The following is a 16,075-nucleotide window of genomic DNA, read 5'->3' as shown; positions in this document are numbered from 1 at the left end:
GTGAATTGCAGCATGTTCTTTGAGATGTCGCGCATATCAGAAAATTCCACCCTCAAAGGTGCTGTGCGGGCAACTTGAGGGCGGTCTCCCAGTTCGGTGGATACAAAGCTCCAAACAGGTCGCAGGAGATGCCCCGTTGCTCACCTCACCAACAGAAGCCCTTGCATGACCGACCCCTGCCAGCCGTGGCCGCACTGCGGCCGTTGCGTTCGGCTGCTCGTGGTGCGTCGACACGATCTGTCCGATGAAGCTGGGTGGTGATCGAGCCGCTGCTGGCTACACCACGGATGACCGCCCGGTGCGAGATCCACGCTAGGTGCATTGACCTCCAGCGGTCAGCCCTCAGATCGTTAGGAGGAAACCGCATTGATCACGATTCCTTCGTTGACGACCGTCAGCGCGCCGGCGTGCTCACTCGGCGGATGCGACAGTGCCAGGTTACGAGGTCCAAAGGGCCTGGTGAGGGTCGGAAGCAGTGTCTCGTCGATGCCCGTCCCTGGCCGCCCGACGGCTCGTCGCCATGCCTCCTTGTACTCGGGCCCGATGGCTTGCCCGGATAGGCAGCCACGGTTTCAGAGCGCTCTGGTCGATGTACTCCAACTCGGTATCCGCGCACGCCTTGTTGTACGCGATGACCTCCGCCAGGCTGCGTGGAGGGGCTTGAGGTCAGTCAGCGCGAGGCCGCCACGTCAGTGCACGTCGTGCGGCTGTGTAACCGCCTGCCACAGTCGCGGCTGCGGCGAGGAGAGCCGTTGCGGTCAGGACGGACGTGATGAGGTTCCATGACAGGGTTGCTCCGCTTTCTCCTCCGGTGACGGGCTGGACCAGGACGACATGAACGAAGGTGCCGATGGCGCCGGCGCCCAGAAGCGGGGCTCCCAGGCACCAGAAGGCTGTGGTGTGGAATACCTGGCCGCGTCCGGTGAGGACGGTGAGCGGGGCGAGAGTTGGGGAGAACTGCAGGAATTCCGAGAGCGCGGCGAGTGCCATGGCAGTGAGGAGGACGAGTGTGCCGATGGTGCCGAGGAAGGGAATCCAGCGGGACTGGTAGCCGACGGCGAAAGACTTGGCTCCGTCTTCAGCTACCGGCTCGGTGAGGGCTTTCACACTCAGGTGGAGGTGGGCGGCGCGTTTGACGGCCGGGATATCCATGGGCTTGTCGATGTCGGTGAAGACTACGGCCTGCAGACCTCCGGCGGAGTTGACGGCGCTGACCGGGCCGGTGCGGACAGCCGCGGGGGTTTCGCCGAAGGTCTGGTAGCCGGAGACCCGTAGGCGCTTGTCGAGTTCCCCGTACGGCACGTTGGCCTCTCGGCCGGGGGCGGGGCAGGGCAGGTGCAGGGCACGGAGGCTGCTGCAGGGCGCTTGGAGGACACGGCTGGCGCTGGAACCGTCGGACTGCGTGTGCCCTGTCCCGATGGCGATCGCGTGTGCCCCCTTGGGAAGTGCGGCAGCGAAGGCATCGGTGAGGCGCGGTGCGGACGTTTGCACGAGTGCCATGGTCCGGCCTTGCGCGGAGTTCAGCTGCTCCTCGTCCCCGGAGCGGGCGAACAGGAGGCTGGTGATGATTTGAGTCTGTCCGATGACACCGATGGCGATGATCATCGCGGCGACCAGTCGCACCACCATTCCAGGCCGGGCCGCGGTGGTACGGGCGGCGATCAGGCGTGCGGGGGCACCGCTGTGGTGAGGCGACTTCGAGGCGCGGCGGCTGATACGTGACGCGGCCCAGCCGATCACCCAGGGAAGCGTCACCCACACACCGACGACCGCGAACAGATAAGCCGCCGCGGAGCGTTGTGCGCCGAAGGACTTCGAGGTCAAAGCCAGGACGAGGAAAGCAGGACAGGATCCCAGGGCCAGGAGGCGTAGCAGACCGCTTCCTGCCGTGCGGGGCCTGGTGGACGCTCCCCTGCCTGCTGCGGCGGGCCGCAGCAAGAGAACCAGCCCGAGCATCATCACCACGGAAGCAGCGATCGCACCCGCCAGAGTCGCGCCGACGTGTCGCAGATCCGGCGCGTACAGCGTGTAGTCGATCCACGGCAGCTGCACATCTACCAGCAGGAAGGGAGTGGTGAGCAGGGCGGCGACAACTGCCCCGATGCAGACCGGCCGGATCGCGGCCCCGATGTCCATCCAGGCGCGTGCCGCCCGCCCGGCACCGAGTGTGTGCAGCAGAGCATCGCGACGGTCCCGTCCCGCAGCGCCCATTCTGGCCGCTGCGGCCGCGAGCCCCAGCGCAGGAAGCCCGAGCAGTACACCGATGACGGCCAGCATCGACGACTGGGGGCCGATGACGCGCAGGTCACCGAAGGCAGGACCGGCGCCTCCGTACCCGGTGATCTTCTCCATGCGGGCCGTGCCCAGCATCGTCGTGGTAGGGCGAACGTAAGCCAGGCGTTCGCCCGGTGAAGCGAGCCCCTCGTCCGAGATGGTGCCGACGCTGGTCCCGTACCGGTGGGCGAAGTCCTCAGTGGTGGGGCCCTCGGCCAGGGCCGGCGACAAGAACACTTCGCCCGGGCCTGGCCAGCGCGCCACCCCGGGCGGCAAGGGCGCATCCGCGGTCAGCGGGGCGATGACGACCACAGTGAACTGGCGCCCCTGGTAACTGTCCCAGTATCGGCTCCACAGAGCTGAGCCCTGCTGCCCGTGACCGGCAAGGACGGGCACTCGCGCCGCCCCTCGCTGCTCACGGCCCTGCCACGTCGCGGCTGTGGCAGACAGGGAGCAGAGCGTCACGGCCACGATCGCTGTAGCGGCCAGCAGCGCCCAGAAGCGGGCCCTGCCGCCCTCGGCGGTCCGTCCGGCCGCCCGGCCGATACGCAGCATGTGGCGAATGCGACCGCGTTTCATCGGGCACCTGCCAGAGCGCCTTGTTCCAGGTACAGGACCCGGTCGGCCCGGCCTGCCACGGCCGGGTCATGGGTGACGACGAGCAGTCCGCACCCGCGCACGGCCGGTAGGGCGAAGAGCGTCTCGGCCACATGATCGCGCGACGTTTCGTCCAGTGCCCCGGTGGGCTCGTCCGCAAGAAGCAGAGCTGGGCTGCCGATCAACGCACGGGCCACGGCGACCCGTTGACGCTCACCGCCGGAAAGCTCACTGGTCGCGGTCTCGGTGACAGGCACGCCGAGTTCGTCCAGCAGCTTCCGGCTGTCGTCATACGCGCGGTCACGGTCCGCACCGTCCAGTAGGGCGGCCAACGCAAGGTTCTCCACCGGAGAGAGCTCAGGCAGCAATTCCCCGAATTGGAAGACCATCCCCATGTGCTTTCTGCGGTGCTCCGCCAGGCGCCGTCCCCGCAAACCGACGACATCATGACCAGCGACCAATACTGATCCCGCATCAGGTCGCACGAGGCCGAGGAAGATCGAGAGAAGCGTGCTTTTTCCTGATCCGGAAGGGCCCATGACGGCAACGGACTCGCCGCCGCCCACGGTAAGTTCGAGTCCGTCGAGCAGACGTCGTCCCCCGACCTCGTACCCCAGTCCATTGACTTCGAGGGGCAACGCATCCGACACGCCATCGGCCTTTCAGGAGAAGAGAATCCGCAGTGCGCCGCCCGGGGCGCAGAACGTCCCGGGCAGCGCGATGTCACAGCGGGCCGTTGTGGATCAGTGGTCGTCGCTCCACCAGTTGGAGCAGTCGTCGGGCCACTTGTCGATTTCGGTGCAGACGCGCATGTCCCACACCTTTCCACCCTGGTTGCTGTACACCTTGGTGCCCTGGCCGCTGTGGTTCCACAGCGTGTACAACTCCGTACTCGGGCTGTTGCGGTTGTACTCGGCCTTTACGGAGTTGCCGTCTCCCTTGGTGTCCTGCAGGCCGACTTGAGACCCGCCCGCCGTACGCCACGCATGCGCACCGGACGTGTACCGGTCCATGTCCCGAAGGCGGTGGTGGAACCTGCGGCTACGGCGACCCCCGCGATCACCACAGCTGCCCGTGACACTAACTTGCCGGCTCTCTTCATGAGACGTCCTCCCGTTGTCGTGCAGGCCCCCACTGGCAGAGATCGTGGGAGGGGGATGAACGCTGAACGTACTCCCGACCGACATTCACATCGGCCGCCCCCGGCACGTCAACAGGCAGAGAGAAACCAACCGCTACACGCGGACTCTATGGCACAGAGCATCGCATTACTGCCGTTCTCACCTCGTCCTGGAAACGGCACGACCGTGGTGGTTCACGCGACGGTCCATGACGAAGGGCTGGAGGTCGTCTCACTGACCGCGGTGGTTCAACGTGGCGGTGGCAGGATCGGCAGCGCACTCTTGACCGCTGCCATAGAGGCAGGCTGAGAGCGACGCCTCATGCGACCAGCAATCGGCCACGTGTTGCGAAGGTAGACGGGTGCCGATCGGCAGCACGGGCTCTCTGGCTGGGGCCAGATCCTCAGCTGCAGCGCTCTCAGAAGTCGAGCTCCGCATAGTCGATGTCCGTGAACTCGACCAGAAGGCCGTCGGCGCGGCGGCCGCTGTCCTTGAAGTAGATTTCCTGCAGGCCCTCGGCGGCGATGTTCTGCAGCTGCTGCTCGGTGGCGCCGGCGGCCTGGGCGTCGAAGAGACGAGCTGCGTACTGCGGGGGCAGGTGCTGCGTGATCAGCCGGATCCGCCCGTCATCGGTTGTTCCCGGGGCGGCGGTGAAGCCGAACCGCGCCCGCGTCTCGATCGTGATTCCGGTGCGCTGGGCAGCGCGCTGCTGGGCCCGCTGACGCACCCTGGGCTGCCAGCGCTTGCGGACCTCGCGCTCCATGCGGGCGGCCAGCTCACGGCGGGGCCGGCGGATCTGGTCTTTGACGTACCGCTCCACCGTGCGCTGGGAGACGCCCAGCAGCTGTGCCACGGCCTTGGTGGAGCCCTTGTGCTGCTTGACCAGGAACCTCATCTGTGCACCGGCCGACTTCGGGATCGGGCGGGTGGCGGTCTTCGCGGCGGCCTGTTCGAGGCTGTCGCCGATGATGCCCATGTCCCTCTCCTACTCTCCGTTGAGGGCGGCGTCGATGCCCTTGATGTGCCGGGCAGGGTTGTGGCCTTCGTCGAGCATTTGCACCGCCCACAGCAACTCTTGGGTGCCTTCGTGCTTGACCATGCCGGGCGAGACGCCGAGCCGGAAGGTACCGGGGGCCGGCTTGCCGTCGGCGGTGTGCGGCAGGAAGTCCAGCGGGCTGGGTCCGTCGGCGAGGTAGACCGCGCAGTCGGACAGCAGCGCGATCGGGATCAGAGCGTCCTGGTCGAGCATCAGGTGCCCGGAGGGTGCCGGGGACTGCTGGGTGGTGCAGGCGGTCTTGAGGACCTTGCGGTGCATGTTGACACGGGCGGCGGAGATGACGGCGGCGCGGATGTCGGGACGCCAGGTCGGCCGCTCCAGCGCCGGCCACCGCTCACCGAACTTGTAGCCGACGCCTTGGGGTCGTTCGCGCAGCTTGCCGATGCCGCCCTTGACTGTCGACTTGATCGCGGACAGCACTGCGGCCAGGGCCGGATCCGTGGCCTTGTGCTGCTCCATGGCCGCTAGGAAGTCTTCCTCCGACAGGTCGGAGGTGACGCCGAGGTCGGCCATCGTCGCCTTGTACGCCTCACTGATGCGCTTGTACCAGGGATCCAGATAGGGGCCGGACTCGGTACGGATCCAGGCTTCCACCGGCCGGGCCTGGGCGGGCAGGCGGTAGGTGTCGATGAGCTCCTGGGCGTAGGCGACGGTCGGGGTCGCGTACCAGGCCGGGCCCTCGGGCCGGGTGCCGTGCGGGGTGAACGGGTTGGGCAGACGTGGGTCGAGCTCGATGCCGGACAGGTCCACCAGCCAGGACCCGGGCGTCTTCTTGTCGAACGCCGGCGCCTTCACGTGCACCGGGCCGGAGAGGCCGACGACGAGGCGGTTGGCGGCGGCGAGGAAGGCTGTGTTGACGTCGATGCCGACCGCGAAGGTGCGCCGGCACTCGGCGTCGGTGAGCAGCTGCGGGTCGCGGATCCACTCGTACGCCTCCTCGTCCAACACCTCGGCGGGGGTGCGTTGGTGGCCTCGGGGGTAGAGGGCGGCGGCGACCGGGTGCTCGTCCGGTGCTTCCACGGGGGCGGGGTCGACGGGCTCGGTCAGCGAGCCGGGCATCGGACCGGAGACCCAGCCGCCGGAGTCGGCGTCCTTGACTGCGCGGGTGGGCGGGCGCAGCGCGGTCATCGCCTCCAGGCCGGAGACCGCCGTGGAGCCGCGCGGGGTGATGACCCGGGAGGCGTAGGTGCCCAGCACGCGCGCGATGTCCGCGGGTTCCAGCCGGTCGGTGCTCCCCCACGTGCGCGCATCGAGGGCGCCCCAGGGCAGGACCGCCAGTTGCACGCACTGCCGGCGGCTGCCTTCGACGGGACGGTAGATACGGGCCCACGGGCCGAATCCCCGCCGGGTGAGCTGCCACTTCGCGCGAGCGAGCTGCTTGACGACCTTGTGGCCGTCCGGCAGCCGCAGCCCCCTGCGGTCCTCCAGCTCCAGCGGCAGGCCGAGCCGCTCTGCGGCCGCCGCGGTCAGCACGATCAGCGGGTCGGCATCCTTGCCCGAGGGGTGCAGTCGAGGCGCGCCCAACTGGGCTTCCGACAGTGTCCAGTCGACCAGGGCCGGCACGGTCTTGGCTGGGCAGTCCAGCACCAGGCCGCCGACGCAGTACAGGGTCCCGTCGCCGTCCAGCACGCCGAGCGGGCCGTTGGCGAAGCGGTCGTCGGGGGCGGTCGCTGAAGGGCGGGGTTGAGTCGTTGCCTTCTTGGCGTTCTTGGCCGCCGGACGGCGTGGCGTCGGTGGAGTGGCGGTTGATGACGGGCGGACTGGCGCGGCCGCAGCGGTGGGAGGCGCGGGCTCGGGTGCTGGTTCCGGCGCGGGTCCTGGTTCCGGCGCAGCCAGCTCGGAGGCAGCCGAGATCAGAGCCTCGCCGGTCAAGGTCACGGGGGCTTCCGGCGCTGAGGTGGGGGGCATCTGCGAAAGCGGGGCGGGAAAGCGCTCAGCGAGGCCCTCCAGGAGCCGGGCGTAGGCGGCGCGCTTCGGCGGCCGCGGCTCGGTTTTCCCCAGTTCCCAGTTGCTCACCGCCTCCCGGCGGGCGTTCAGGGCGGTGGCGATTTGCGCCTGGCTCAGCCCGGCGGCCTCGCGGAGCCTCTTGCGCTCAGCAGGTGGCGGCAGATCATCCTGCGCGACCTGCTGCAGCAGCGCATCGACCGCATTGAACAGCTGGTTCTCCATGGACAACGGGGCACCTCCACAGGCCACGGTATCTCAATCGCGCAACGAAGTACCCCTCAGCCCGCACGCAGATCACGCACAGAACGCGCATGGGTGGTGTTCGCCGATGAGGATCGACGTCCGCCGTGTGCTGTTCGGACCGAGGCGTAGGCCGATGGCTGTCAGGAGGACCGGCGAGCAGCGAATGCGATGTGGTGCCGGTGGTTCTGCCCGAAGACGAGAACCGGCCTCGGTCGCCGCCCGCGGGAGCTGTACCGGCTCTCGCGCGGTAGCCGACCTCCGGGCGCGGCCCGACCGCGGCCGCGAAGAGCGCGAGCGCGAACGACACCCCGCAGCGGCCCGCCGACGGCCGCCGCGGATCGTCCCACGGCCTAACCCTGGCGTGTACTGCGGTGACACCTCTCGCACACGTCGCACACGTCGCGAGAGGTATCACTCGTGTGCTCGAAGTTCCGGTGCCCTTGCGGTACCGCCGCTACAGCCCTGTTCTCGTATCAACTGGTTCGCCGCTCGTCACGGCACCTCTCCACGCCACGTGTCCACGGCGTTGTATCCGGCCTTCTCGGTGAGCTTGCAAAGCGGCTTGCGCAGGTGTTTGTAGAGAGACTCGCGCCAGTTTTCTGGAGAACTGCCGAGGGCTCTGACGCGATTCTCGTACTCGCAACGGGCCTTGCCCTGGGCAGGGCTCACCGGGACGCCCTGCGCTCCGACGAGTGTCTGGCAGCGGGTGAGAAGAACTTCCGCGCCCACATCAGGTACTCGAACGGGATGTAGCCCTAGATGAGTAGGTCCGAAGTCTTTGTCAGTGGTCGTAGGCGATCAGTGATCGGGTGACCGGTGCGTTGTTGGTGCGGTTGTGCCAGATGGCGGTGGTCAGGGCGAGAATGCGCTGTCCGACGCGGGCCAGGACGTCGGCTGGGGTCCTGGCCCCTTGCCGTTCGAGGTCGAGTGGGCCTTTGAGCGTGTCGTTGCCCGATTCGATCAGTTGCCGGATTGGCTTGAGCAGGTGTTCGCCGGGTCGGAGCTTGCGGTGGCGGTAGCTGGGCCGCAGCAGGGACAGGCCGTGGTCGGCCATGAAGGCGTCGAGGTGTTGGGACGCGTAGCCCTTGTCGCCGATGATCGTCTGTCGGGGATGGCTGGTCAGCAGGTCGGCGTCATAGAGGAGCATGGCGGTGAGGACTTCGCGTTCGTCGGTCTTGGGGTTGGCCAGTGCCCAGGCGATCGGCAGACCGCCGGGTGTGCAGATCAGGTGCAGCCGCAGGCCCCGGAAGAACCGTGAGTGCGAGGGGCAGTAGGAGTAGGCGGCCCAGCCGGCCAGGTCGGAGCGTTTGGTGGTGGGGCGGGAGCGGGCGCGCTCCACCGGGGTGGAGTCCACGATCCACACGTCGTCGTGCCACAAGTCCGTGTCTCGGGTCAGTGTGCGGATGAACCGGCTGACCAGCGTGTTCGCAGCCCGCAGGCGCTTGTTGTAGCCGGACTGGCCAGGCAGGTAGGGGAACTCGGCGGCCAGATGGCGGCGGCCACACCGCAGCCACCTGGCTTCAGAGACGAACCCCAAAACGGCTTGCATCACTGCCACCGTCAACAGTTCCGCATCCGTCAGCCGCGGAGGCCGCCCCGGCCGCCGCGTTCCTGCCAGAGCGTCATCGATCTTCACGTACAGTGCTGTCGCGAGGGTTTCGAGATCTGTCGTCACAAACGGATCAACGAGACCCTCGCTTCATGCACCCGAAGACTTCGGACTTACTCATCCAGACGAGTCTTTCCGAATGGCTGCGGGCATGGGGAGAGGGTGTTCACGATCTGTTTGTGACGACAGACATGAACACCCTCGTGACCGCACTGTACGTAAAGATCGATGACGAGTGGGCGGCCGTCCGGCCAGCTGCCCGGACGGCCGCCCAGGCTCAGTCACTCCGAACTGCTCTGCCTGGCGGTCATGCAGGCGATACTCGGCTTTCACAGCGAGGCCCGATGGCTGCGGCATGTCCCTCGGCACTACCGCGGCATGTTCCCCTACGTACCGCTACGTACCGCAGGACGCCGGCTACAACAAGCGCCTGCGCGCCGCGTTACCGCAGATCAAGCGGCTCATCCGCACCCTGGCCAAGGACACCGACTTCTGGCACGACACGGCATGGATCGGCGACTCCGGTACTTATGGGGACTGCGACTCTTCCTCGTCTGCACCCCCCTCCGGGGTGCCATCCTGTGGGCACTGGCCTCCCCGAAGCTCGATGAGCGTGAAGTCCTGGCAGCAATGCTGGAGGTCGACGCCCCGCTCGTGAGTGCACGGCCCGGCCAGCTGCTGATCACGGACAAGGGCTTCGCCTCCAAGCCGTTCGAACGGTCACTGTCAGATCAGGGCATCACCCTGCTACGACCGTCGACGAAACGCGAAGCCACCCAGCTCGGCGAGCCGATGCTCAAGAAGGTCCGTCAGCTGATCGAGTCCGTCAACGACACCCTTAAAGGCCAGCTCGACCTGGGACGACATGGCGGACGCACCATCGAAGGCGTCGCCGTGCGCGTCGCCCAACGCATCCTGGCACTGGCCGCCGCAATCTGGCACAACTTCCACACCGGCCAAGCGGTCAGTCGCTCACTGACCGCCTACGACCACTGAACCATTCGGAAAAACTCGTCTAGTGGTCAGACGGTCGTTGATCATCGCATGGGGCAGGGTAAGTGGAGTTGGATTGTTCCGGACGGGTTGTGGGAGATCGCGAAGCCGTTGCCCCCCGTCGAAGGTGCGACAACAGGGCGGCGGGACGCGGGACATCCCTGATGAGACGCTGTTCACAGTGATCATCCACGTGCTGGGCAGCGGTTGCGCCTGGCGCGCGTTGCCGCCCTGCCTCGGGGTCTCCAAGTCGACCGCTCATCGTCGGTTTCTGATCTGGTCTCGGGCCGGCATGTGGGGCCGGCTTCACGGCGAACGTTTGGGGCGGCGTCGTTGGGTGATCGAGCGCACCATCTCCTGGCTGTCTGGCTACCGCAGACTCAGCCCCCGCTACGAACGCGTTCCCTGCCACTACTGCCTTTTTCGGAATTGCCGCGCCATTTTGTTGCTACAAGCGCCTGCTCCGCCTCACCACATAGGACACGGTCTAAGAAGCTGGCGGGGCGGCGACGAGGATTTTCCTATGGCCAGGCCACGTTGGTTGCACGCTCGATGGAGGCGAGCCCGTAGCTCGGGCCGTTGATTGACGCGACATCGCAGGGTGCGGAAGTCGGTCGAGGATGGCAGGGGCCAGGACTTCGTCACCGAAGACCTGACTGTCCAAGGATAGCGGCGGCTCGCCCTCGGCCATCATCGCGGCAACTGCTGATGATGATGCGTGCAGCTATCATGCAGGCTGAACACGCTGAAGCGCGCGGCTGAGTCAGGTCCTCTTGGCGATCTTGGATGAGCCGCAAACGTGTGCAAGGTCCAGAGCCTCCCCGACGACTACTCGCACTTCGGGAGGCATGTAATCGCGATCACGATCTGCAGTCCCACCGGCAGGGGCACCGTGTGTGAGGGTTACGGGCATGCACGCGCTCTTGTCCGCCGCGACGATCAAGCTGATCGGCTCCGGTATCGATGACGCTGACTCGTTCAACCGCGTCCGGAGGGCCGGGCCCTACCTTGCGTGCCGTGCGAAATCGACAGCGTGGCGTGCCGGTACAGGCTTCATGAGGAGGCTGGGTCGGTGCTCGCGTCCTGGTCGTATGCCCTGCGTACGTAGGACAAGGCGGCCAGCAGTTCGGCCGAGCCGAGGGCCGTGGCAGCGCTCGTTTCGACAATGCCCCCCAGCGGAAGCGAGCCGAGGTCTGCCCATCTGATGCGGCCGCTGTCGTCCAGGTAACTGCGGCTGCGCCCTGGGTTGTCCGGGTGCAAGCAGTAAGGGACGTCGAGATATCCGAACTGAAACGCGCGGATGAGCGCCCTGCCGAGGTCATCACTGAGATCCCGTACCGCCTCGATCAGCCGGAGCGCTTCGAGGTAGACCTGGGTGTCGCGTTGTTCCAAGGGTCTCGCGTCCTGGGTGTCGTTGCTTTCGATCTTGTCCGGTTGCTCTGCGGCCCATCTGCCGGTGACCTCGGCGGCGTACTTGAGGGCGGCCACGTTCTCGTCGATGGTGGGAATACGGCTCGATTCAGCCACTGTTTTCACGATCAGCCGTTCCGTTCCGGTGGCTGCGGCCAGCTCGGCGGCCTGGCCGAGTAATCGATAGGCCCCGTGCGCGGTCGTGGGGTAGACGCCCATGTAGGTATAGAGCACGACGTGCCAGTCGATGTCGGGCAGGAATCGGCCACACAGCCGTCGCAGCGCTGCGAGGGCTTCCCTGTTCTGCTCGGGGTTCGGCTGCTGGGCGTAACTGACCGAGATACTGTCCAGGCCGTGCTGCCGGAAGAAGAGCGCCTCCAGGACGCTGATGGCGACGAGCAGGCTTGGTGGGCAAAGTTGTCCCAGCATGCAGCCGCCGAAGGTTTCCAAGTGCGGCCGGGCGCCGGTCGCACCGCTGCGCGCGAGGAGGCGGCAGGATGCCGCCCAGTTGTGTACGGACTCGACCAGGGGTGTGCGTCCATAGGGAAGGCAATACGAAACCGGCCCGCCTTCTGTGGCGTTGAGCCCCGCGGCGAGCAGCGCGGCGAGGATGGACCTGGGTGCTGCTGATCCGTGGCGTACTTGCACGGCGAAGGAATCTGACTGCACCCCGGCCAGTACGCGCCGCGTGGTGGCGGCGTCGTGATGAGCGAGGGGATATCCGTTGAGGTCGCGGCCGGCTGCCAGGGCTTCGGCCACCGCACGCAGGTCACCGACCCGGGTGTAGCTGTCGACGGTGATCGTACCCGCCGTCGCAACCGCCGCGGCTTCGGTCGCCACGAGGCCCGCCCGCATGGTTTTGGGGTCGCTGAAGCCCATGCGGGGTTGTACGACGGTGCCGGCCACCCGGTGCCGTTCCCTGATGAAGGAGCCGAAGTCGGCCGGACCGGCCGCCGGGAGCGGATCCGGGCGCGCGGGGCTGCCACCGGTCAACAGACGACTCTTTCCGGGAGGGCGGCGAGGAAGCGTCGGAACTCCGTGACGGCGTGAGGGCGGTCCGGGAAGACGGCGTCGAATCCGGCGTCACGCAGGTCGCCTGCACGGTCGGGGTCGGTACCGGAGATGTCCAGTTTGCCGCCGATGACGACCGGCGTTGTGACGAGGTCCTCCACCGCTCGGATCCGCCTGATCAGGCGGAGACCGTCTTGGTGGCCATGCCCGTTGACGCTGCTGAGGAGCAGCAGCCGCGGTCGGTACAGGAGGCACGCTTCGATGAGGGTGTCATCGGGCACGCATGGGCCCAAGTTGACGCTAGGGTGGTTGAGTTCCTCGATGAGGAGTTGCAGGTAGATCAGGTTCCAGGTGTGCGCGTCCGAGGTCGGGGCCGCGATCAGAACCGGGTGGCGGGCGTCTCTTACGGTCGTCATCTCAGGCCGGGGTCTCCTTGATCGGTTCCGCGCTGGTCTTCTGTGTCGCTCCCGCGGCGTCGAGGACGGCAGTCAACTCGGCGAGGGACGCGTCATGGTCAAGCAGCATGCGCAGCGGTACGTCCACGCCGTACCGGTTCCGGCACCAGGCGAGCAGCCGCACGGCGGTGAGTGAGTGCCCGCCGAGGGTGACGAAACCGGTTTCGGCTCCGTCGGCCGGGAGCCGGCCCAGCAGGCTCCACCATGTGCCGGTTAGGGTTTCCTCGTCGGGTCGCGATTCTTGCGGGCCCGTGCGGTGGCCCGGAGCGGGAGCCGTGTCGGGGGCTGCAGGGTCGGCGTCGGGCGTGCCGGGGCTCGTTCCCTGGACAAGGTCGCGCAGCCTGATGCGGTCGGCCTTTCCGCTGCGGGTGAGCGGAATGGTGTCGACCCAGAGCACCGTGGCCGGAAGGTAGGCACGCGGCAGGCGGTGGGCAAGGAAGGTGCGGAGTTCGGTAAGGGCCGGGCGTGCCTCTCCCGGGGGGTGAGCAGGGGTCGCCACCGCGGCTAGTTCCAGGTCGCCGTTGGGCAAGTTCTGAGGTACGACGATGGTCTGGCCGACGCCGGGATGCCGGCAGAGGGCGTTCTCGATCTCAGCCGGTTCGATCCGTACGCCGCGCACCTTCAGCTGGTCGTCGATCCGGCCCAAGTATTCGAGTTCGTCGCCGACGACGCGGACCAGGTCTCCGGTGCGGTAGCGGGGCTCACCATCCAGTTCCGAGAAGGCGGCGGCGGTGGCATCGGGGCGGTCTGCGTAACCAAGCGCCACCGGCGTGCCACCGACCCAGAGTTCTCCCTGGTCTCCCGCAGCCACGGGCCGTCCCTGGTCATCGAGGACGTACAGGTTCGTGTTGTCGATCGGCTGGCCGATGAGGACAGGCTGGTGGGGCGGGAGTGGATTGGGTACCGGCCAGTGCGTGACGTCGATGGTGGCTTCGGTCGGGCCATAGAGGTTGACCAAGTCGGCATCCATTGCCTGCTGGAATTGCGCGACAAGCTCGGAGGGCAGGGCCTCGCCGCTGCAGAACACCAGACGAAGTGAGGAGCAGGCGGGCGCGAGGGCGGGGTCGGCGAGGAACTCGGCCAGCATCGACGGCACGAAGTGGCAGACGGTCACCTGCCGGCGGCGGATGGCGGCGGCCAGTTCGCGGGGATCTCGTTGGCCGCCCTCCGCCAGGTACTGGCAGCGGGCACCGGTGATCAGCGGGAGGAATATCTCCCAACCCGAGACGTCGAAAGTGCAGGGGGTCTTCTGAAGGACGACATCACGCGATCTCAGTGGGTAGGCGCGACGCATCCAGGTGAGGCGATTGCACAGTGCGTCGCTACCGACGATCACCCCCTTGGGAGCGCCAGTGGAGCCCGAGGTGAACAAGACATAGGCCGGCTGGCCCGGCGGGACGGGCGTCAGGGGACGGATGTCGGCGGAGCGGTGCGGTGGGGCGGGAACCGCGAGCGCCGGCATCCCAAGGAAAGGGGTGCCCGGCTCATCCGGGGTTCCCGTCACCACGGCGGCTGCCTGGGTGTCGGCGAGCATCAGGGCCACGCGCTCGTCCGGATCGTCCAGGGCGATCGGTACGTACCAGCAACCGGCTTTGAGTACCCCAAGGAAGGCGACGGTCACCTCGACGCTCTTGGCCAGGCGCACCGCCACCGCCGCACCACCGCCTCCGGTGACCTCCAGCAAGACGGTTGCCAGCGCGTCACTGGCGAGCTCAATCTCCCGGTAAGTCCATGCCCGGTCACCGTCGGCGCAGGCGACGCGGTCGGGGGTTCGCTGCGCCTGTTCGCGTACCAGGCCCTGAATGCCGTACGGAAAGGACTCGCTGACTCTGGGCCCGGTAAGGGCCGGAGGAGACAAGGCCCAGTCGGATGTGCCGGTATGTCGGGTATCGGCATTGGGCGTACCCATATCCGGTGGTACGGCGGAGCGGGGGGTCACGGTGGAGTTCTGGTCCACGCGGCTGCCTTTCTGACGGGCGGCCAGGCTCAATCCGCGGCGTCGAGCCTGGCCGCCATATGAATGTGCGGAATGCGCGGCCGATTCCCTCGCGCCCGCCCTCTCAGTACCGTGTGACTGGCATCACCGGCTTGTCGGCATTACCGGCTGTCGGCAGCCGCCGTCGGTGGTGGATATGCCGGCGCACAGTCGGCCAGGCGCACCGGATCACCGAATACCAGGCCGAGTTCACGCTCTCCCGTAAAGGGTTCGCGGCTGTGTGCCATGCGGATGTTGTCGATCAGAAAAAGATCCCCAGATTGCCATGGCTCACGCAGCGTCGCCGCCTCGTACACCTCCCCGATGATTGCCGCCGTCTCGGGGTCGAGCGGCTCACCACCTCCGAAGGCTGTGGTGAACGGCAGCCCTTCCGGTCCGAACTGACCCACCATGAACTCTCGGACTGCGGGGTCGAGGTTCCATTCGCTGAGGAAGCCAATCTGATTGAACCAACAACGCGCACCGGTGACCGGGTGGTGGATCACCGCGGAGCGCCGCTGATGAGTACGCAGTCGGCCGTCCGGCTGCCATTCGGTGATGATTTTGTTGGCTCTGCAGTATTGCTCTGCGGCGGTGCGGTCCGCCACGCCGAACGCCTCCTGCCATGAAAGTCCGAGCAGGTTGTTGTATGAGCGAGAGAGTTTCCACCCTTCTCGTTCGAACCTTTCCACCAGGGGCGCGGGTAACTCTGCCAGTACCTGTTGCGCATCGGCCACGCCTGTGACGCCGCCCCTTTCGGGAGCGCTGAAGCAGCCAATCACCAGCGTTCGCGGGAATTCCAGCGCATAGCTCAGCTCGTGATGCATACACATCGGCTGGTCCGCCGGCCACTCCAGGGAGGAGACGGCGTCGGCACCCAGCTGCCGCCGACGGGCAAACGCCTCCCGTTCAGGAGCCGCGCGCGTGGTGATCCGCTCGCCGACCCGTTGCAGTGCGGCGGCATCCGGGATGCCGAGGCCTCGCACGAGAACCGCACCGTGGCGGAGAACGAGTTCGTCCAGCTCCGCTCGGCGCTCGGTGATCCAGTCCGCGGCGTGCTCGGGCCGGAGCCGCTCGGTCACCCGTAGAAGTGCAGGCTTTCCCGGATTGACTTCGACGCAGAGATCGGGGGCCGTATGTGTGCGGATAGGTGTGTCCATGTGTCAGAATCCTCTTTCTTCCATGGCCTTGATCAGGCCCGTGGGACGCATGTCCACCCAGTTCTTCTTTACGTATTTCAGGTGGGCTGGGACGTTGTCTTCCTGCTTCACCACCGTCCAGCCGTCGGATACGTCGATGAAGGAGGGCCACAGTGAGTGCTGGTCTTGACCATTCATCAAAACGAGATCGGTGCCGTTCGGGTTCTCGAATGGGTTCTTCATA

At 66.9% G+C, this 16,075-nt stretch carries 11 protein-coding genes and 3 pseudogenes; 3 read left to right on the top strand and 11 right to left on the bottom strand.

The annotated features are described in order from the left end of the window. Window positions 1-666 precede the first annotated feature (666 nt). From AB0E02_RS27785 to AB0E02_RS27760, 6 genes are all read right to left on the bottom strand, one after another. Complete coding sequence (locus AB0E02_RS27785) at window positions 667-2,829, bottom strand: hypothetical protein (protein ID WP_362143780.1); 2,163 nt, start codon at window positions 2,827-2,829, stop codon at window positions 667-669. A 20-nt stretch (window positions 2,830-2,849) separates the two neighbouring features. Continuing rightward, window positions 2,850-3,521, bottom strand: a complete 672-nt coding sequence (locus tag AB0E02_RS27780) for an ABC transporter ATP-binding protein (protein WP_362143777.1) — start codon at window positions 3,519-3,521, stop codon at window positions 2,850-2,852. Window positions 3,522-3,614: 93 nt separating this feature from the next. Next, window positions 3,615-3,884 (bottom strand): hypothetical protein, encoded by a 270-nt coding sequence (locus AB0E02_RS27775; RefSeq protein ID WP_362143774.1) that lies wholly within the window; start codon window positions 3,882-3,884, stop codon window positions 3,615-3,617. 526 nt (window positions 3,885-4,410) lie between these two features. Next, window positions 4,411-4,968, bottom strand: coding sequence for an XRE family transcriptional regulator (locus AB0E02_RS27770; protein ID WP_362143771.1), 558 nt, complete (start codon window positions 4,966-4,968; stop codon window positions 4,411-4,413). A gap of 9 nt (window positions 4,969-4,977) precedes the next feature. Beyond that, on the bottom strand, window positions 4,978-7,218 hold the full coding sequence (locus tag AB0E02_RS27765) for a helix-turn-helix transcriptional regulator (RefSeq protein WP_362143768.1): 2,241 nt from the start codon (window positions 7,216-7,218) through the stop codon (window positions 4,978-4,980). Window positions 7,219-8,020: 802 nt separating this feature from the next. Further along, entirely contained in the window at window positions 8,021-8,914 is an 894-nt protein-coding gene (locus tag AB0E02_RS27760; RefSeq protein ID WP_362143765.1) for an IS982 family transposase, read from the bottom strand. 113 nt (window positions 8,915-9,027) lie between these two features. Between AB0E02_RS27760 and AB0E02_RS27755 the strand changes: the two are divergent. The 3 pseudogenes from AB0E02_RS27755 to AB0E02_RS27745 all read left to right on the top strand — a co-directional run. Beyond that, a pseudogene (locus AB0E02_RS27755) lies at window positions 9,028-9,844 on the top strand (transposase). A 22-nt stretch (window positions 9,845-9,866) separates the two neighbouring features. Further along, a pseudogene (locus tag AB0E02_RS27750) lies at window positions 9,867-10,091 on the top strand (hypothetical protein); the annotation flags it as partial. A gap of 63 nt (window positions 10,092-10,154) precedes the next feature. Further along, window positions 10,155-10,238 (top strand): annotated as a pseudogene (locus AB0E02_RS27745) (IS5/IS1182 family transposase); the annotation flags it as partial. A gap of 656 nt (window positions 10,239-10,894) precedes the next feature. Here the strand turns inward: AB0E02_RS27745 and AB0E02_RS27740 are convergent. The 5 genes from AB0E02_RS27740 to AB0E02_RS27720 all read right to left on the bottom strand — a co-directional run bounded on the left by AB0E02_RS27740 (window position 10,895) and on the right by AB0E02_RS27720 (window position 16,074). After that, window positions 10,895-12,244 carry a methylaspartate mutase gene (locus AB0E02_RS27740; RefSeq protein WP_362143761.1) on the bottom strand — a complete coding sequence of 450 codons (1,350 nt, stop codon included), beginning with the start codon at window positions 12,242-12,244 and terminating at the stop codon, window positions 10,895-10,897. Further along, a complete protein-coding gene (locus AB0E02_RS27735) occupies window positions 12,241-12,678 on the bottom strand; it encodes a hypothetical protein (protein WP_362143759.1) in 438 nt (145 codons plus the stop codon). The genes AB0E02_RS27740 and AB0E02_RS27735 overlap by 4 nt, the downstream gene beginning before the upstream one ends. 1 nt (window position 12,679) lies before the next feature. Further along, a complete protein-coding gene (locus tag AB0E02_RS27730; protein WP_362143756.1) occupies window positions 12,680-14,674 on the bottom strand; it encodes a non-ribosomal peptide synthetase in 1,995 nt (664 codons plus the stop codon). A gap of 140 nt (window positions 14,675-14,814) precedes the next feature. Beyond that, window positions 14,815-15,852, bottom strand: a complete 1,038-nt coding sequence (locus AB0E02_RS27725; protein ID WP_362143753.1) for a TauD/TfdA family dioxygenase — start codon at window positions 15,850-15,852, stop codon at window positions 14,815-14,817. 3 nt (window positions 15,853-15,855) lie between these two features. Beyond that, window positions 15,856-16,074 (bottom strand): MbtH family NRPS accessory protein, encoded by a 219-nt coding sequence (locus AB0E02_RS27720; protein ID WP_362143750.1) that lies wholly within the window; start codon window positions 16,072-16,074, stop codon window positions 15,856-15,858. Window position 16,075: the final 1 nt, after the last annotated feature.

The organism is Streptomyces sp. NPDC048196, from assembly GCF_040652715.1.
In the GTDB taxonomy this organism is placed as follows: domain Bacteria; phylum Actinomycetota; class Actinomycetes; order Streptomycetales; family Streptomycetaceae; genus Streptomyces; species Streptomyces siderophoricus.
Note: the sequence above shows the minus strand (reverse complement) of the source record. Positions and strands in the feature narration are given on the sequence as shown.